Annotated in this window: 15 protein-coding genes, 1 pseudogene and 1 riboswitch; of the genes and pseudogenes, 6 read left to right on the top strand and 10 right to left on the bottom strand. The window is 72.4% G+C overall.

The annotated features are described in order from the left end of the window. Together E4P38_RS22960 and metH are read right to left on the bottom strand one after the other, a co-directional pair. Nucleotides 1-543, bottom strand: a pseudogene (locus E4P38_RS22960) (hypothetical protein); the annotation flags it as partial. A gap of 12 nt (nucleotides 544-555) precedes the next feature. Next, nucleotides 556-704, bottom strand: a riboswitch (cyclic di-AMP (ydaO/yuaA leader). Nucleotides 705-878: 174 nt separating this feature from the next. Continuing rightward, entirely contained in the window at nucleotides 879-4,679 is a 3,801-nt protein-coding gene (gene metH / locus E4P38_RS15525) for a methionine synthase (protein WP_135132843.1), read from the bottom strand. Between the two features lie 203 nt (nucleotides 4,680-4,882). On the opposite strand from metH, the gene E4P38_RS15520 reads away from it, so the two are divergent. Continuing rightward, entirely contained in the window at nucleotides 4,883-5,746 is an 864-nt protein-coding gene (locus tag E4P38_RS15520) for a PAC2 family protein (protein ID WP_135132842.1), read from the top strand. A 16-nt stretch (nucleotides 5,747-5,762) separates the two neighbouring features. Here E4P38_RS15520 and E4P38_RS15515 read toward each other — a convergent pair whose 3' ends face one another. Beyond that, nucleotides 5,763-6,767 (bottom strand): RNA polymerase subunit sigma-70, encoded by a 1,005-nt coding sequence (locus E4P38_RS15515; protein WP_135132841.1) that lies wholly within the window; start codon nucleotides 6,765-6,767, stop codon nucleotides 5,763-5,765. 124 nt (nucleotides 6,768-6,891) lie between these two features. Here E4P38_RS15515 and E4P38_RS15510 point away from each other — a divergent pair, with 124 nt between their 5' ends. Continuing rightward, on the top strand, nucleotides 6,892-7,269 hold the full coding sequence (locus E4P38_RS15510) for a nuclear transport factor 2 family protein (RefSeq protein ID WP_135132840.1): 378 nt from the start codon (nucleotides 6,892-6,894) through the stop codon (nucleotides 7,267-7,269). 16 nt (nucleotides 7,270-7,285) lie between these two features. On the opposite strand, the gene E4P38_RS15505 is transcribed toward E4P38_RS15510, so the two are convergent. After that, the gene (locus tag E4P38_RS15505; protein WP_135132839.1) at nucleotides 7,286-8,329 is read right to left on the bottom strand and encodes an HD domain-containing protein; all 1,044 of its coding nucleotides are present in this window, start codon (nucleotides 8,327-8,329) and stop codon (nucleotides 7,286-7,288) included. Then, complete coding sequence (mshC, locus tag E4P38_RS15500; RefSeq protein WP_135132838.1) at nucleotides 8,326-9,606, bottom strand: cysteine--1-D-myo-inosityl 2-amino-2-deoxy-alpha-D-glucopyranoside ligase; 1,281 nt, start codon at nucleotides 9,604-9,606, stop codon at nucleotides 8,326-8,328. The genes E4P38_RS15505 and mshC overlap by 4 nt, the downstream gene beginning before the upstream one ends. Before the next feature lie 54 nt (nucleotides 9,607-9,660). Here mshC and E4P38_RS15495 point away from each other — a divergent pair, with 54 nt between their 5' ends. Further along, on the top strand, nucleotides 9,661-10,377 hold the full coding sequence (locus E4P38_RS15495) for a maleylpyruvate isomerase family mycothiol-dependent enzyme (protein ID WP_135132837.1): 717 nt from the start codon (nucleotides 9,661-9,663) through the stop codon (nucleotides 10,375-10,377). Between the two features lie 116 nt (nucleotides 10,378-10,493). Further along, nucleotides 10,494-11,123, top strand: a complete 630-nt coding sequence (locus tag E4P38_RS15490; RefSeq protein WP_135132836.1) for an FMN-binding negative transcriptional regulator — start codon at nucleotides 10,494-10,496, stop codon at nucleotides 11,121-11,123. A 7-nt stretch (nucleotides 11,124-11,130) separates the two neighbouring features. Here E4P38_RS15490 and E4P38_RS15485 read toward each other — a convergent pair whose 3' ends face one another. The 5 genes from E4P38_RS15485 to E4P38_RS15465 form a co-directional block, all read right to left on the bottom strand. Then, complete coding sequence (locus E4P38_RS15485; RefSeq protein WP_135132835.1) at nucleotides 11,131-11,517, bottom strand: VOC family protein; 387 nt, start codon at nucleotides 11,515-11,517, stop codon at nucleotides 11,131-11,133. A 142-nt stretch (nucleotides 11,518-11,659) separates the two neighbouring features. Next, the gene (locus tag E4P38_RS15480; protein ID WP_135132834.1) at nucleotides 11,660-12,409 is read right to left on the bottom strand and encodes an SCO1664 family protein; all 750 of its coding nucleotides are present in this window, start codon (nucleotides 12,407-12,409) and stop codon (nucleotides 11,660-11,662) included. 14 nt (nucleotides 12,410-12,423) lie between these two features. Further along, a complete protein-coding gene (locus tag E4P38_RS15475) occupies nucleotides 12,424-12,975 on the bottom strand; it encodes a DUF3090 family protein (protein WP_135132833.1) in 552 nt (183 codons plus the stop codon). A 64-nt stretch (nucleotides 12,976-13,039) separates the two neighbouring features. Continuing rightward, nucleotides 13,040-13,738: a histidine phosphatase family protein gene (locus tag E4P38_RS15470; RefSeq protein WP_135132832.1), complete on the bottom strand. Its 699-nt coding sequence runs from the start codon at nucleotides 13,736-13,738 to the stop codon at nucleotides 13,040-13,042. Between the two features lie 37 nt (nucleotides 13,739-13,775). After that, the gene (locus E4P38_RS15465; RefSeq protein WP_135132831.1) at nucleotides 13,776-14,606 is read right to left on the bottom strand and encodes an undecaprenyl-diphosphate phosphatase; all 831 of its coding nucleotides are present in this window, start codon (nucleotides 14,604-14,606) and stop codon (nucleotides 13,776-13,778) included. 176 nt (nucleotides 14,607-14,782) lie between these two features. Between E4P38_RS15465 and E4P38_RS15460 the strand changes: the two genes are divergently transcribed. Then, nucleotides 14,783-15,763: an aldo/keto reductase gene (locus E4P38_RS15460; RefSeq protein WP_135132830.1), complete on the top strand. Its 981-nt coding sequence runs from the start codon at nucleotides 14,783-14,785 to the stop codon at nucleotides 15,761-15,763. Then, entirely contained in the window at nucleotides 15,760-17,691 is a 1,932-nt protein-coding gene (locus E4P38_RS15455) for an AAA family ATPase (protein ID WP_135132829.1), read from the top strand. The genes E4P38_RS15460 and E4P38_RS15455 overlap by 4 nt, the downstream gene beginning before the upstream one ends. Nucleotide 17,692 lies beyond the last annotated feature (1 nt).

Below are 17,692 nucleotides of genomic sequence, written 5' to 3'. Positions count from 1 at the left end.
GTCGGCAACCCCCGTGGCTGGAAGCTCACCGCCGGGGACCCGGAGCAGGACGCGCTGTTCGTCGAGGGGTGCGCCGAACGGGGTGTGCCCTCCTTCATCCACACGCCGTTCCTGGTCAACGTCGGCTGCTGCCTTGGCCTGCGCGGCGACCTGCTCCGCCTGGGCCTGCGAGGCGCCTGCCGCGGCCTGCTCGGCGCCGCGCTGCGCTCGGCTCACGGTCAGCTGCTCGAGGAGCTCAGGGTCCTCCATCGCCGGCTCGTCGATCCCGGAGCCGTCGATGCCCAGGGCGTCGGCGACGGCGACCGATGCGGACTGCTCCTGCGGGTCGGCCGTGGCCGCCGCTCCCCCGGCAGCGAGGTCGACCAGGATCAGCGCGCACACTCCCGCCACGCCCAGGGTGTAGGCGACGCGGGAGTGGGGGGCCGACGCACGTCGCCGTCGGGTGGGGCGGGCGACGGCGTCGAGCACGGTGTCCGCGCGGCCGTCGTCGGTGCTGGGGGTGTCGTCGTTCAGCGGTGCAGCGTGCGGGTTCAGGGTCGCCACAGGGGCGGCTCTCCGTTCTTCCTCAGCCGCCTACCGAGTTAGCTGACGGGTTCGGGCCGGAAGTTGCCCTACCTGCGCACGCGCAGGATTCACCCCAGAGGATCCATGGGTCCCCGGTCCGCTGCGGCGCTCGGCCGCGCGCGGTTCGGCGGTGTCCGGCCGGGGCCCTCGGTTCGAGGAGCGGAGCCCGGCAGACAGATAACGAAACTACTACGAAGGCCTCCGACACGCCCACGGTGCTTGCCAAAGCGTGAGGCGCGCATCAGTCAGGTGCCCGTGTCGGCTCCGCCCCGGGGCCCGCCCGAGCGTGCGAGGAACGGGGAGTGCGGGGTCCTCTACTCGTCCTCGGTGCGGTAGCCCAGGTTCGGGGAGAGCCACTTCTCCGCCTCGTCGACCGTCCAGCCCTTGCGCCGGGCGTAGTCCTCCACCTGGTCGCGGCCGACCCGCCCCAGCACGAAGTACCGCGAGTCGGGGTGCGAGAAGTAGAGGCCACTGACCGAGGCGCCCGGCCACATGGCCATGCTCTCGGTGAGCTCGATGCCGGTGTTGGTCTCGACGTCCAGCAGCTCCCAGATCGTCTGCTTCTCGGTGTGCTCGGGGCACGCCGGGTAGCCCGGTGCCGGGCGGATGCCGTGGTACTTCTCGGCGATCAGCGCGTTGCTGTCGAGGTGCTCGTCCGGGGCGTAGGCCCAGAACTCCTTGCGCACCCGCTCGTGCAGCCGCTCGGCGAAGGCCTCGGCGAGCCGGTCGGCCAGCGACTCCAGCAGGATGGCGTTGTAGTCGTCGTTCGCCTTCTTGAACTCGGCGGCCTTCTCGGTCGAGCCGAGACCGGCGGTCACCGCGAAGGCACCGACGTAGTCGTGCAGCCGGGTGTCCTTCGGCGCGACGAAGTCGGCCAGCGACTTGCGCGGCGAGCCTTCCCGGCCCTCGGTCTGCTGCCGCAACTGGTGCAGCGTCGTCAGCACGGTGCTCCGCGACTCGTCGGTGTAGACCTCGATGTCGTCGTCGGCGACCTGGTTGGCGGGGAACAGGCCGAACACCCCGCTGGCCCGCAGCCACTTGCCCGCGATGATCTGGTCGAGCATCACCTGGGCGTCGTCGTAGAGCCGGCGCGCGGCCTCGCCGGTCGTCGGGTTGTGCAGGATGTCGGGGAAGCGGCCGCGCATCTCCCAGGCGTTGAAGAACGGCTGCCAGTCGATGTAGCGCCGCAGCTCCTCCAGCGAGTAGTCGTGGAAGGTGCGGACGAACTGGGTGGCCACGTGGTGCACGTGGTCGCAGCTCGGCCCCGCGCACACGTCCATCGCCTGCTGGAGCAGCATCCGCGGGCGCGGCGGGTGGTAGGCCGACCAGTCGATCGGACTCGCGACGGCGCGGGCGGCCGCGATCGGCAGCATCGTGCGGCTGTCCTGGCGGCTGGCGTGCCGCTCGCGCAGCATCTCGTAGTCGGCGTCGGTCTCGGCCAGCAGCTTGGGGCGCTGCTCGTCGGACAGCAGGGCGGCGACGACCGGCACCGACCGGGAGGCGTCCTTCACCCAGATGACCGGGCCGTGGTACTTCCGGTCCACCTTGACGGCCGTGTGCGCGCGGGAGGTGGTGGCGCCGCCGATCATCAGCGGGATGTCGAAGCCCTGCCGCTCCATCTCCGAGGCCAGGGTCACCATCTCGTCGAGGGACGGCGTGATCAGCCCGGAGAGGCCGATGATGTCGGCCCCCTCCTCCTTGGCGGCGTCCAGGATCTTCTGCGCCGGCACCATCACGCCGAGGTCGACGACGTCGTAGTTGTTGCACTGCAGGACGACGCCGACGATGTTCTTGCCGATGTCGTGGACGTCGCCCTTCACCGTGGCCATCACGACCTTGCCGATGCTGCGCTCGGCGTCGCCGGGCTTCTTCTCCGCCTCGATGAACGGGATCAGGTAGGCGACGGCCTTCTTCATGACCCGGGCGGACTTCACCACCTGCGGCAGGAACATCTTCCCGGCGCCGAAGAGGTCGCCGACGACGTTCATGCCGGCCATGAGCGGGCCCTCGATGACCTCGATCGGCCGGCCACCCCGCTCGCTGATGAGGGCGCGCAGCTCCTCGGTGTCGGGCTCGACGAACTCGTCGATGCCCTTCACCAGGGCGTGGGTGATGCGCTCGTCGACCGGCAGCGCGCGCCACTCCTCCGAGGCGACCTCCTTCACCGACCCGTCGCCGGCGAAGTCGGCGGCGATCTCCAGCAGCCGCTCGGTGCTGTCCGAACGGCGGTTGAGGATCACGTCCTCGATGCGGTCGCGCAGCAGCTCGGGCACCTCGTCGTAGACCTCGAGGGCACCGGCGTTGACGATGCCCATGTCCATGCCGGCCGAGATCGCGTGGTACAGGAAGACGGCGTGGATGGCCTCGCGCACGGGGTTGTTGCCGCGGAAGGAGAACGAGACGTTCGAGACGCCGCCGGAGACGAGCGCGCCGGGCAGGTTCTGCTTGATCCAGCGGGTGGCCTCGATGAAGTCGAGCCCGTAGTTCGCGTGCTCCTCGATGCCTGTGGCGACGGCGAAGACGTTGGGGTCGAAGATGATGTCCTCGGCCGGGAAGCCGACGTCCTGGGTGAGGATGTCGTAGGCCCGCCGGCAGATCTGCTTGCGGCGCTCGAGGTTGTCTGCCTGCCCGTCCTCGTCGAAGGCCATGACCACGACGGCGGCGCCGTACTTGCGGCAGAGCTTGGCCTCGCGGACGAACTTCTCCTCCCCCTCCTTGAGGGAGATCGAGTTGACGATCGACTTGCCCTGGACGCACTTGAGGCCGGCCTCGATGACCTCCCACTTCGAGGAGTCGATCATCGTCGGGACGCGGCAGATGTCGGGCTCGGTGGCGACCAGCTTCGTGAAGCGGTCCATCGCCTCGACGCCGTCGATCATCCCCTCGTCCATGTTGATGTCGATGACCTGCGCACCGGCCTCGACCTGCTGGCGGGCGACGGCGAGGGCGGCGGGGTAGTCCCCGGCCTTGATCAGGTTGCGGAACCGGGCCGAGCCGGTGATGTTCGTCCGCTCTCCGACGTTGACGAAGAGGGTGTCCTCGGTGACGGTCACCGGCTCCAGGCCGGACAACCGGAGTGCCGGACTCGTTTCTGCGGGTGTGCGCGGGGCCCTGCCCTCGGGCACTCCGGCGATGGCGGCGATGTGCGCGGGGGTCGTGCCGCAGCAGCCACCGACGAGGTTGACGAAGCCGCTGTCGGCGAACTCCGCGAGGATCGCGGCCGTCTCCTCGGGCGTCTCGTCGTACTCACCGAACGCGTTGGGCAGGCCGGCGTTGGGATAGCAGGAGACGAACGTGTCGGCGATGCGGGAGATCTCGGCGATGTAGGGCCGCATCTCCTTGGCGCCCAGCGCGCAGTTGAGGCCGACGAGCAGCGGGTTCACGTGCCGGATCGAGTGCCAGAACGCCTCGGTGACCTGTCCGGACAGCGTCCGCCCGGAGGCGTCGGTGATGGTTCCGGAGATCATCACCGGCCAGCGGCGGCCGCGTTCCTCGAACAGGGTCTCCAGCGCGAAGATCGCCGCCTTCGCGTTCAGGGTGTCGAAGATGGTCTCGATGAGCAGCAGGTCCGAGCCGCCGTCCACCAGGCCGTTGGCCTGCTCCAGGTAGGCCTCGACGAGCTCGTCGTAGGTGACGTTGCGGGCGCCGGGGTCGTTGACGTCGGGCGAGATCGACGCCGTCCGGCTGGTCGGGCCGAGGGCACCCACGACGTAGCGCGGCTTGTCCGGGGTGCGCGCGGTCATCGCGTCGCACTCCTGGCGGGCGAGCCGGGCCGAGGCCACGTTGAGCTCGTAGGCGAGCTCCTGCATGCCGTAGTCGCTCAGCGAGATCGTCGTCGCGTTGAAGGTGTTGGTCTCGATCAGGTCCGCGCCGGCCTCGAGGTACTCGCGGTGGATGCCGGCGATGATCTCCGGTGCGGTGATGCTGAGCAGGTCGTTGTTGCCCTGCACGTCGCTCGGCCAGTCGGCGAAGCGCTCCCCGCGGTAGCCCGGCTCGTCCGGACGGTCCCGCTGGATCGCCGTCCCCATGGCCCCGTCGAGCACCAGGATCCGCTGCTGCAGCAGGGCGGTGAGCTCTGCGGTGACGTCGGGGCGGAGGGTGGGTGACTCGGACACAGGCGATCCCCAGTGGCGCTTGGAATGGGTGTGCGGGCCTCGGGCTCCGGCACCCCCGGCGGGCTGGCCCAGGCCTGGGCGCTCCCGATGTCGTTCCCCATCGTCTCACTTTCCGTGCGCTCAGCGCCGAAGACGTGCCAGTCCGTCCGCTTTGCGGTCGCCGATCCCCGGCCGGCCGGCCGGACCGACGTAGGCTCGGACGGGTGATCGACCCGAAGTCACCCTCCGAGGACCTGCCCCAGTTGACCGACCCGTTGGTGGTCGTCGCGTTCGAGGGCTGGAACGACGCCGGGGACGCCGCAACGGGCGCGCTCGAGCACCTGGAACTCATCTGGGACGCCCAGCCGCTGGCCGCGCTCGACCCCGAGGACTACTACGACTTCCAGGTCAACCGGCCGACCGTGTCCCTGGTGGGCGGCATCAGCCGGCGGATCGAGTGGCCGACGACGCGGATCTCCGTGGCACGTCCGCCGGAGAGCGAGCGGGACGTCGTCCTCATCCGGGGCATCGAGCCGAACATGCGGTGGCGCGCCTTCTGCGACGAGCTGATCGCCATCCTCACCGAGCTCGACGTCTCGATGGTCGTCGCGCTCGGCGCGTTGCTCGCCGACACGCCGCACACGCGACCGACCCCGGTCACCGGCACCGCCTACGACGCCGAGTCCGTGCGGGCCTTCGGCCTGGAGGCCTCCCGCTACGAGGGCCCGACCGGGATCCTCGGCGTCTTCCAGGACGCCTGCGTGCAGGCCGGGCTGCCGGCGATCAGCTTCTGGGCCGCCGTGCCGCACTACGTGTCGCAGCCCCCGTCGCCCCGCGCCACCGTCGCGCTGCTGCAGCGTCTCGAGGAGGTGCTCGAGCTGACCGTTCCGCTCGGCGCACTCCCCCAACAGGCCGAGGACTGGGTCAAGACCGTCGACGAGATGGCCAACGAGGACGACGAGGTCGTCGAGTACGTGCGCTCCCTCGAGGAGCGGGCCACCGAGGTCGACCTCTCGCAGGCCAACGGCGATCAGATCGCCCGCGAGTTCGAGCGCTACCTCCGCCGCCGCGGCGCGTCGGGGGCCTGAACGGCGCGCCCGGCCATCACCCGAGGGCGGCTGCCAGGCCGAACCGTGCCGGCAGTTCCTCGTCGAGGAACCGGGTAATGCCCCTGATCCGGTCGCCCGAGGTCGTGAGGACGACCATCCCCAGCGAGGTCATGGCCGACCCGGCACCGTCAGCGAGGTAGCACCCGAAGGCAGGCTGGGTGTTCGCCCTCGTAGGCACCATCAGCAGCGGGAGGCCGGTCCGCCACCCCTGGCTCGCTCGCAGGAACGCAGCGATCGCCTCGTGACCGCGGTACTCGTGCGGCGCCGGAGGCATGACCAGCCAGGCGTCGTCGGTGAGCAACGCGATGACGGCACCGACGTCGTCCTGGGTGAAGGCGTCGGCGAAACGGCGTGCGAGGTGTTGATCCTCGACCGATCCGCGATCGAGCTTGTCCGAGGTGTTCGTGGCGAGGCGCTGATCCAGTGATGCTCGAGCGCGTTGCAGCAGCCCCTTCAGGGCCGTATTGGTGGTGTCGAGCATTGCGGCGCTCTCTGCCGTGGAGAACGAAAGCACGTCGCACAGGAGCAGTGCCGCGATCTGCCGGGGCGGGAGCGTCTGCAGTGCGGTCATGAAGGCCAGTTCGACCGCCTCACGAGCTCCGTACCGCGCTGCTGGACCGGGCCCACGATCGACCAGCCCCTCGAGCTCACTGTCGGGGTAGGGCTGCAGCCAGGTGACCGTGCCGAGCCGCGTGGGCTCCGGCGGCTCGAAAGGCGGGACAGGCATCGGCCGACCCCGTCGCTGCCGGGAGCGGATCTGGTTGAGGCAGCGATTGGTCGCGATGCGGTAGAGCCAGGTCCGCAGTGAGGATCGGCCTTCGAAGCCGTTCAGCCCCTGCCACGCCGCGACCAGGACCTCCTGCAGGGCGTCGTCGGCGTCGGTCAACGAGCCGAGCATGCGGTAGCAGTGCCGGTGCAACTCAGCGAGGTGCGGCGCGGTGAGCTGCCGGAACGCCTCGTCTGCACCGGCTCGGGCTCGGGCCAGCGTGGCGGCATCCACCGGCGCATGCTCGCACGACTCCTAGTCGCCGCAGCCGACGGAGCAGCGACGCGAAGCTTCAGGACCGTTCCGATCACGCGCGCCAGGGTGTCTACACCGGCACCCACGTGATGAGGAGACATCGTTGACCAAGACCCGCGGCGCCGCGCTTGACGTGGCGCTGGCCTATCACCGCGCCTGGACCGGCGGAGACTTCGACCTGGCCATGACATACATCGAGGAACACATGGTCTGCCTGGCGCCGGCAGGGCGCCTCGACGGCGCCGAAGCCTTCCGCAGGTTCATGGCCCCGTTCGCTCAGAGCCTCACCCGCTCGACTCTCCTGGCGGCGTTCGGCGATGAGGAAACCGCGGTCGTGATGTACGACGCCGCCACACTGCCGGTCGAGAACGCCCCCGGCGCTGAATGCGTCTCTGTGCGAGACGGCAAGATCGTGCACATGCGCATCGTCTTCGACCGGGCGCCTTTCGAAGCCGCCCGTCGAGCCGCCATGCCCGGGTAGAGCGCGCACGGCCCCGTCAGCTGAGCCGAAGCAGCGGGGTCATCCGCGACGTGGCGTCGGCGTCGAAGAGCCGGTCGTGCATGGCGAGGGCGAACCGGTCGGTCATCCCGGACACGTAGTCGACGACCTGGGTGACCGCGTCCGCCTCCGTGTCGCGGTAGGTGGCCGGGATCAGCTCGGGGTGCGCCAGGTGGTGGTCGACCAGCCGCCGGATGACGTCGATGGCCACGTGCTTCTGCCCCGCCGCGGTGTCGGACATGTAGACCCGCTCGAACATGAAGGTGCGCAGCTCGTGCATCGCCTCGAGCGGCTCGGGCGCCATGACGACGGCGCCCGCGGTGTTGGCCGGCGCGAGGCTGCCCTCGACGACGGCGTCGATCATCCGGCCGACCATCTGGCTGCCGGGCTCGCCGAACACCGCACGGGTCCGGGCCGGCAGGTCCTCGGGCCGCAGCACCCCGGCGCGGATCGCGTCCAGCGCGTCGTGGGAGAGGTAGCCGATCCGGTCGGCGTAGCGGACGCACTCGGCCTCGCGGGTGGCCGGTGGCGGGTCGATCTTCCAGCTGTGCGCCCGGATGCCGTCGCGCACCTCCCACGTCAGGTTCAGGTGCTCGAGCACCGCGACGATCCGCACCCCCTGGGCGGCGTGGTGCCAGCCGCCGGGCACGTAGGGCTCGAGCGCGTCCTCGCCGAGGTGGCCGAACGGCGAGTGACCGACGTCGTGGCCCAGCGCGATCGCCTCGGCGAGGGTCTCGTTGAGCCCCAGCGCGCGGGCCAGCGACCGGGCGACCTGGGTGACCTGCAGCGTGTGCGTGAGCCGGGTGACGAAGTGGTCGCCGTCGGGGTTCAGGAAGACCTGCGTCTTGTGCTTGAGCCGGCGGAAGGCCTTGGCGTGCAGGATCCGGTCGCGGTCGCGCTCGAACGCCGTCCGCAGCGGATCCTCCTCCTCGGCGCGGACCCGGCCACGGGTGTCCGCTGCCCGCGCCGCGGCCGGGGCCAGCAGCTCCTCGGCGGCCTCGCGGGCGGTCCGGTCGGTGAACCGGAACGGCCCGGCCGTCATCCGCGGTCCCCGAGTGCTGAGGCCCGGGGGCACGAGTCCAGCGCCACACCCAGCAGTGCGTCGATCGCGTCGCACACGATGCGGGGCGCCTCGTCCTCGGCCTCCGGGTCGCCGGCGAGGGTGCGGGCGGCCCAGTCGTCGACCAGCGCGATGGCACCGGGGCTGTCGAGGTCGTCTGACAGCCGCTCCCGGAGACCGGCCAGCAGCGGCGCCGCGGGTGCACCGGAGCCGAGTGCCACCGCCCGCTGCCAGAGTGCGAGCCGCTCCTCCGCCGCGCTGAGCAGGTCCGCCGTCCAGGCGCGGTCGGTGCGGTAGTGCCCCGACAGCAGGGCCAGCCGGATCGCCATCGGGTCGACGCCGTCCCCGCGCAGCCGGGAGACGAACACCAGGTTCCCGCGGCTCTTGCTCATCTTCTCGCCGTCCAGGCCGATCATCGCCGCGTGCACGTAGGCCCGCGCGAACGGCTTGGTGGCGGTCAGCGCCTCGGCGTGCACGGCGGAGTACTCGTGGTGCGGGAACACCAGGTCGCTGCCGCCGCCCTGCACGTCGAAGCCCATGCCGATCGTGTCCAACGCGATCGTGGCGCACTCGATGTGCCACCCGGGCCGGCCCGCCTGGCCGCGGGGGCCGGGCCAGGAGGGCTCGCCGGGGCGCTCCCCGCGCCAGAGCATCGGGTCCAGCGGCTGCCGCTTGCCCGCCCGGTCGGGGTCTCCCCCGCGCTCGGCGAAGAAGCCCAGCATCGTCGCCTCGTCGTAGCGGGACTCCGCGCCGAAGCCGGGGGCCTGCGAGACGTCGTGGTAGATGTCGCCGGTGCCGTCGTCGAGCACGTAGGCCAGGCCGTCGGTCAGCAGGTCCTCGATGTGCGCCACGATCCTGGGGATCGACTCGACGGCGCCGACGTAGTCCTCCGGCGGCAGGACGCGCAGCGCCGTCATGTCCTCCCGGAACAGCGCCGTCTCCCGCATGCCGAGGACGATCCAGTCCTCGGAGTCGCGATCGGCGCGCTCCAGCAGCGGGTCGTCGATGTCGGTCACGTTCTGCACGTAGTGCACCGCGTGCCCGGCGTCCCGCCAGACCCGATTGACCAGGTCGAAGGCCAGGTACGTCGCCGCGTGACCGAGGTGGGTGGCGTCGTACGGGGTGATCCCGCAGACGTACATCCGAGCCGTCGAGCCGGGGCTGGTGGCCACGACCTCACCGCGGGAGGTGTCGTGGACCTTGAGGACGGGCCCGGTCCCGGGCAAGGTCGGCAACAACGGGGCAGGCCAGGAGAGCACGGGACGAGCCTAGAGCGAGGCGCGACGGAGTTGCCGCCGCCCGGAGGAGGAGCCATGGACGTCGGCGAGTACCTGCCGGTGCTGCAGAAGACGAACGCACGGTTCGACGAGGCCGCCGCGGAGGCGCTGCTGGCGCACGGGTGGAGGGCACACGTCCCCGGGTGCCCGGGATGGACGCTCGCCGACCTGGTCCGGCACCTCGCCGAGGTGCAGCACTTCTGGGCCTGGGTCCTCCGGACGCGGGCAATGAGCCCGGCGGAGTACCCGGAGCCTCCCCGGCACCCCGAGGACGAGCTGCTGGGCTGGCTCGCCGCGCAGCACGCGGAGCTGGAGACGGCGCTGGCCGGCGCGGTCCCGACCGACCCGGTCTGGACGTGGGCGCCGCAGCGGGACGTCGCCTTCGTCCTGCGTCGCCAGGTCCAGGAGGCGGTGGTGCACACCGTGGACGTCGAGCAGGTGCTGGGCGACGTCCGCCCGATCCCGGCCCGCGTCGGCCTGGACGGGCTCGACGAGTGGCTGGAGGTCATGGTTCCGGGAGCGCTGCCGGACGGGCCGCCGGGGAGCGCCCACCCGGTCGTGTTCCACGCGATCGACGCGGGCGCCGAACGCACCCTCTTCCCCGGCACCCGCCCCTTCCCGATCGCCGCCCTCACCGGCACCGCGGGCGACCTGCTGCTGACGGTGTGGCGGCGGGTGCCCCTGGAGGTCCTCACAGTGGACGGCGACGGCCTCCAGGCGGTCGCGATGATCGACCTGATCGCCGGCGAGTGAGTCCCGGGGCCGGGCGTTGTCCCTGCACCGGCCGTCCGGACGCCGGGAGTGGCCGATCCCGGGACGACGCTCGGCATTAGCCTTCGGCACATCCGATCAGGGCGGGGAGGCGACCGATGTACGTGCCCGAGCACTTCGCCATGGACGACGCGGCGGTACAGGACCTCCTCGTCCATCACGGCGCCGGCGACCTCGTCACCGCCACCGACCGGGGACTGGTGTCGACGCTCCTGCCGTTCGTGTACGACCCGGCCCCGGGCCCGAAGGGCGCTCTGCTCGGGCACTTCGCGCGCAACAACGAGCACTGGCGGCTCGCCCCGATCGGCGAGGCGATGCTGATCCTGCGCGGCCCCGACGCCTACATCACGCCCAACTGGTACGCCTCGAAATCCGAGCACAGTCGCGTCGTCCCGACCTGGAACTACGTGACCGCCCACGTGTACGGCGAGCTCGTCGTCCACGACGACGTCGACTGGGTCGGCGGGCTGGTCCGTCGCCTCACCGAGAAGCACGAGGCCGGCCAGCCCCGTCCGTGGGCCGTCGACGACGCCCCGCGCGCGTTCGCGGCCGGCCAGCTCCGCGCGATCGTCGGGGTGGAGCTGCGCATCAGCCGGATCGAGGCCAAGGCCAAACTCAGTCAGAACCGGCCCGCCGCCGACATCGACGGCGTGGTCGAGGGGACGCGCGCCCGAGGTGACCTGGAGATGTCCCGCGCCGTCGACGAGGCACGACCGGTCGGTCGGTAGCCGCCGCTCAGGGCCAGGAAACGGCGTAGTGGTCGAACGCCTCGCCGGTCTGGATGCCCACGACGCAGAAGACGAGGCCGGCCGGGTCGAGCAGCTGCCAGAAGGAGCCCATGTCCTGGTGCCGCGTGGCGCCGAGCGCTTCGAGGCGGGCCACCTCGGCGGGGATGTCGTCGGTCTCGATGTCGACGTGCCAGCGGGGCGGCGTCCCCTCGCCGGTGCGCTGGATCTCCAGGTGCCACCCGTCGGCGAACGAGCCGAGCGAGGCCCAGTTCTCGTCGGTGTGGTCCGGCTCGGCGGTGCGCCCGGTCGCCCCGGCCCAGAAGTCGGTGCCGGCGACATGGTGCTCCGGCGGCAGGTCGAGCAACAGGATGGACAGGCGGCTTCTGTGCGGCATAGCCGGAGGCTAGAGCCGCCCTGCGGGGCCGGACTGCCGAGTGGGGGCCGGAGGCTCCCCGAGGTGGGACCGGAAGGGGCTCAGCGTAAGTCGGGGACGGCTCGTGGCCGCGGTGCGGTCCAGAGGACCGCAATGTCATAGCTCAGAAGGGCGGCCAGGGCAGCGCGGGCCACTCGCCGCTGGGCTCGGGGTGCCGACCGGTGCGCAGCAGTTCGGCGACCCGCTGCTGCGTCGTGCGCACCTCGCGCCGGGTGAGGTGCTCGTGCAGCTCCTCCCCCAGGTCGCCGCGCAGCTCGTCGCCCAGGCGCTCCAGCACCGCGACCGCCTCCGCGGGCAGCGGCTTCCCGGCCCATCGCCACAGCAGGGTGCGCAGCTTCGGGTCGATCGAGAAGCAGATCCCGTGGTCGACGCCGTACACGTGCCCCGCGGGCGTGGGGATGATGTGACCGCCCTTGCGGTCGGCGTTGTTCACCACCGCGTCGAAGACCGCCATGCGCCGCAGCGCCGGATCGTCGCGGCGGACGAACGCCGGCAGGTCGACGTCCTCGTCGCCGTCGATCCAGAGCTGCACCATCCCCGGACCGAACGGACCGTCCCGGAGCACGGTGGGCGGCACGACCTGCCAGCCCATCGCCTCCGACACGAGGAACGCCGAGATCTCCCGGCCGGCCAGGGTGCCGTCGGGGAAGTCCCACAGCGGCCGCTCCCCCGCCACCGGCTTGTAGACGCACTCGGCGGCCAGGGTTGCGGTGCGGACGGCGCCGACGAGGGTCACGTTCGACGCGTCGAGCAGGCGCCCCTCGAGGTCGATCTCGCCGTCGCGGAGGAGCTGCAGCGCCTCGGCGTCGTCGGCCGGGGCGCGCAGCTCCGGATCGACGGGTTGCTCACTCATCGTCGAGCCGCCGGTCAGCGGCGGTAGCCGTTCTGCCGCGGGCACACGTGCCCGGCCGGGTCCAGCGGGAGCGAGCACAGCGGGCAGGGCGGGCGCCCGGCGGCGACGACGCGGCGGGCGCGGGCGATGAAGGCGCGCGCGGCCATCGGGGTGATCGTCACCCGGAGCGCGTCGGGGCCCTCGTCGCTGTCGGAGAGGATGGCCTCCTCGTCGATGGGCTCGTCGGTGGCCGCGACGGCCTCCACGACGACGGCCTCGGCGCTGCCGTCCCAGGCCAGGCCCATGGCCGCCACCCGGAACTCCTCGTCGACCGGCGCGGTGAGCGGGTCCAGGTCGTCGACGTCGGCGTCGGGCGGGATGACCGTGTTGGCGCGCCCGGCGACCTCGTCGAGGAGCTCGTCCATGCGCTCGGCGAGCACCTGCACCTGTGTCTTCTCGAGGGCGACGCTGACCGTGCGGCCCGATTCGTCCGAGGCCTGCAGGTAGAAGGTGCGATCCCCGGGCTGGCCCACGGTGCCGGCGACGAACCGGGTCGGGCGTTCGAAGAGATGGACCTGACGGGGCACGGCCACAGGTTACGCGGGCGGGCCGACCGGGAGCCGGGACGACGCCGAGGTCACATCCGCAGGGTCAGACGGCGGAGCCGGCCCCGCCCCCGACGACGGCGTCGGACGAGGCCTTCCGACGGCGGCGCTTCGGGGGCGGCGGGATGAGCGCGGAGACGTCGCCACCGGTGTCGTTGACCCGGACGACGAACGGCCGCGTCTCGGTGTACGTGACGACCGAGACCGAGGCCGGGTCGGCGACGATCCGCTGGAACTGGTCCAGGTGCAGCCCCAGCGCGTCGGCCAGGATCGCCTTGATCACGTCGCCGTGACTGCAGGCGAGCCAGACGGCGTTCGGCCCGAGCTTCGCGTTCCACTCGCGCACCGCGGCCACGGCGCGGGCCTGCGTCTGGGCCAGCCCCTCCCCCTCGGGACCGGGGAACACCGCGGCCGAGGGGTGCTGCTGGACGACCTTCCACAGCGGGTCCTTCACCAGGTCCTTGATGGCCTTGCCGGTCCAGTCCCCGTAGCGGGCCTCGCCGAGCCGGTCGTCGGACTGCACCTCGAGGTCGCGCCCCTCGGCGACGGCACCGGCGGTCTGCAGGCACCGCTCCAGGGGGCTGCTCACGATCGCGGCCAGGGGCACCTTCGCGAACCGCTCCCCCACCGCCTGGACCTGCGCGATGCCGATTTCGTCCAGCTGCACGCCCGGGGTCCAGCCGGCGAGGATCCCGCCGGCGTTCGCCGTCGTCCGGCCGTGCCGCAGGAGGAGGACGGTCGTCACGGGAGGAATCCTAGTGACCGGACCCTCCCGCCCAGGCTCACGTCGGGTCGAGGACGCCGGTACCGACCAGCGCGAGGACCAGGAGACCGAGCACCACGCGGTAGACGACGAACGGCGTGAAGCTGCCGCGGTCCAGGTAGCGGAGCAGCCAGGCGATGACGGTCAGCCCGACGCCGAAGGCGATGACGGTCGCCAGGATCGTCGGCCCCCACGCGACGGTCTCCCCGGCGACGTCGCCGGTGAGCGCCTCGTAGGCCTGGAAGACCCCGGAGCCGAGGACGGCGGGGATCGCGAGCAGGAACGAGTAGCGCGCCGCGGCCGCACGGGAGTACCCGAGGAACAGCCCCATGGTGATCGTGCCCCCGGAGCGGGACACCCCCGGGACGAGCGCTGCCGCCTGCGCCAGCCCGAACGCGATGCCGTGGCCGACGGTGAGGTCGGCCAGCTCGCGCTTCTTCGCGCCCACGCGGTCGGCCCAGTAGAGGATCAGCGAGAACGCGACCAGCGCGATCGCCACGATCCGCAGGTCTCGCAGCGTCGTCTCGATGCGGTCCTGGAACAGCAGTCCGAGGACGACGATCGGGATGCTGCCCACGATGATCAGCCAGCCCATGCGGGCGTCGGGGTCGCCCGTCCGCCGTCCGGCCAGCGAGCCGAGCCAGGCGACGACGATCCGGGCGATGTCGCGGCGGAAGTAGAGGAGCACCGCGATCTCGGTGCCGATCTGGGTGATCGCGGTGAACGCCGCGCCCGGGTCGTCCCAGCCGAACGCCTCGCCCACGATCCGCAGGTGCGCGCTGGAGGAGATCGGCAGGAACTCCGTCAGCCCCTGGACGACCCCCAGGACGACGGCCTCGAACCAGCCCACGGTCAGTTCCTCCCGGGGAGGTCGCGGCGGATCGGGGAGACAGCGGCTCGGGCAGGCACGAGCGGACACCTTAGGCGGGCGTCCTGGCAGCACCGCCCGGGGATCATCCGCCGCGCCGCACAGATGTCCGGGTGGTCGCGGGTGCGCCGACCCCGACGCCGGTAGGTTGGCCGGTCGTGGAACAACGCGCGCTGGGACGAAGCGGGCTGGTCGTGTCCCGGCTGGCGCTGGGCACGATGACGTGGGGCCGCGACACCGACGAGGACGAGGCCGCCATGCAGTTGACGGCGTTCGTCGACGCCGGCGGCACGCTGGTCGACACCGCCGACGTGTACTGCGACGGCGAGAGCGAGCGGACCCTCGGGCACCTGCTCACCGACGTCGTCCCCCGGTCCGACGTGCTGATCGCGACCAAGGCCGTGGGCCGGACCGGGCCGGGGCCGATGGGGCGCGGGGCGTCCCGCGGGCACCTGCTGGCCGCGCTGGACGCCTCGCTCGAACGACTGGGCCTGGACTACGTCGACCTCTGGCAGCTGCACGCCTGGGACGAGGGCACGCCGTTCGAGGAGACGCTGGCCGCCTGTGACCTGGCCGTCTCCTCCGGCCGGGCCCGCTACGTCGGCGTCAGCAACTTCACCGGCTGGCAGACCGCGCAGGCTTCGACCTGGCAGCGCGCCTGGCCCGGCCGCACGCCGCTGATCAGCACGCAGGTCGAGTACTCGCTGCTGCAGCGCGGGGTGGAGCGCGAGGTCGTCCCCGCCGCCGAGGCGCTGGGCATGGGGGTGCTCGCCTGGTCGCCGCTGGGCCGAGGGCTGCTCACCGGCAAGTACCGGCACAGCACCCCGACGGAGTCCCGCGGCGCCTCGCCGCAGTGGCAGGGCTTCATCGACGGGCTGCGCTCGGCCACGTCCGACCGGATCGTCGAGGCGGTCATCACCGCCGCCGAGGGCCTGGGCACCACTCCCCTGGCGGTCGCGCTGGCGTGGGTGCGGGACCGGCCCGGCGTCGTCGCGCCGATCGTGGGCGCCCGCACCGCCCAGCAGCTGCAGGCCTCGCTCGACGCGGACGGCGTCCGGCTGCCTGCGGCGATCCGCACCGCCCTGGAGGACGTCTCCGCGCCGCCCTTCAGCTATCCCGAACGGCGGTCGGAAGGATGACCGCGCCGGCACCTGGCACCGTGGTGACCGGGGATCCGGTCTTCGCCGCCTTCTGCGCCGCCGGGCTGTGGCCGGGCCTGGGCCGGCGCACGGCCGCAGAACTCCCCGCCGCCGGCATCACCGCACCCGACGCCGTCTCGGCCGACCGGCTGATCAAGCTGCCGCGGGTCGGCCGTCAGCGCGCGGAGCGGCTCTTCTCCAGCTTCCTGTCCGCACAGCCCACCTATGACGTCGTCGAGCTGCTCGTGGGCGCCGGCCTGGAGGCGAAGCTCGCCGCCGGCGTCGCCGACACGCTCGGACCGGACGCCGCCCGGCGGCTCCGCGACGACCCGTGGGCGCTGCTCAGCCTGCACGGCGTGAGCCTCGCTGACGCCGACCGGCTGGCGATCGCGGTGCTCAAGGGCGCCGACCGGCAGGACAGCCGGCGCGGACGGGCGATCGTCGGGCTCACCCTGCGGACGGCGACCCGCGACGGGCACACCGTGCTGCCCGCGGACCTCGTCGTCGCGGCGCTGCAGGCCGAGGGCATCAGCGACCCGGCCGCCGCGATCATCGCCGCCGTCGAATCGGGCGACGTGCTGGAGCACGAGCCGCCGGAGCCGACCGATCCGGACCCGGCGCTCCGGGCGCTGTCGCTGGCCCGGTACGGCATGGCCGAGGAACTGGTCGCCGAGGCCATCGCCCGGCTGGCCGCCACGGCGGAACGGATCGCCGACCCCGCATCGGTGCGCACCGTGGCCAAGGGCCTGGACACCGCGCAGGCGGCCGCCGTCGCCCAGGTGCTGGAGTCCGGGGTCAGCCTGCTCACCGGTGGCCCCGGCACCGGCAAGAGCCGCACGGTCGCCGCCGTCGTCAAACTGCTGCGGGCCAAGGGCACCGACATCGTGCTCGCCGCCCCCACCGGCCGGGCCGCCAAGCGGCTCGAGGAGCTCACCGACCACCCGGCGGTCACCGTGCACCGGCTGCTGGGCGCGCAGGGCATGACCGGTGGGTTCTCCCGCAACGAGGAATGGCCGCTGGACGCCGATGTCGTCGTCGTCGACGAAGCGTCGATGCTGGACGTCGAGCTGACCGCGGCGCTGCTGGAGGCCTGCCCCGACGGCACGCACCTGCTCTTGGTCGGCGACCCGGCGCAGCTGCCCTCGATCGGCCCGGGGCACGTGCTCGGCGACCTCATCGACTCCGGCGTCGTCCCGGTCACCGAGCTGACCACGCTGTACCGGCAGGCGGAGGGCGGCGCGATCGCCCGGCTCGCGACCGCGGTCCGAGGTGGGGAGCTGCCGCCGGTGGACTCCCCCGACCGCGAGGTGGTCGTCGTGCCGGCGACCGGCAGCGCCGAGGCCGCGCGGCGGGTGGTCCAGCTGGTCACCGACTCGATCCCGCGGGCGCTCGGGATCGACCCGGCCGGCGTGCAGGTGGTCACGCCGGTGCACCGCGGCCCGGCCGGGACGATCGAGCTGAACAAGGCCCTGAAGGCGGTGCTCAATCCCGGTGACGGGGCGGTGTGGGGATTCGACGTCGGCGACCGCGTCGTGGCCACGGCCAACCATCTCGAGCTCGAACCGATCGGCTTCGCCAACGGCGAGGTCGGCGTGGTGACCAAGACCGGGGACGGCTCCCTCGACGTCACCTTCGCGTCGGGGCCGGTCACCGTGACGGGGAAGGCGATGTCGGACCTGCGGCACGGCTGGGCCATCACCGTGCACCGCGCGCAGGGGTCGGAGTGGCCCGGCGTCGTCGTCGTCCTGCCGCCGGAGGCCGGCGGGATGCTGTCGCGCCCGCTGGTCTACACCGCGCTCACCCGGGCCCAGCAGCACCTGTCGATCGTGCACGCCAGCGGCGGCGCCCTCGCCCGGGCGGTGCGGGAGGTCGACGTCCGGCCCCGGCGCACGCGGCTGGCCGCGCTGCTCGCCGAGACGTCGGGCTGAC

Origin of the sequence: Blastococcus sp. CT_GayMR16 (assembly GCF_004570875.1) — a bacterium.
In the GTDB taxonomy this organism is placed as follows: Bacteria; Actinomycetota; Actinomycetes; order Mycobacteriales; family Geodermatophilaceae; genus Blastococcus_B.
Note: the sequence above shows the minus strand (reverse complement) of the source record. Positions and strands in the feature narration are given on the sequence as shown.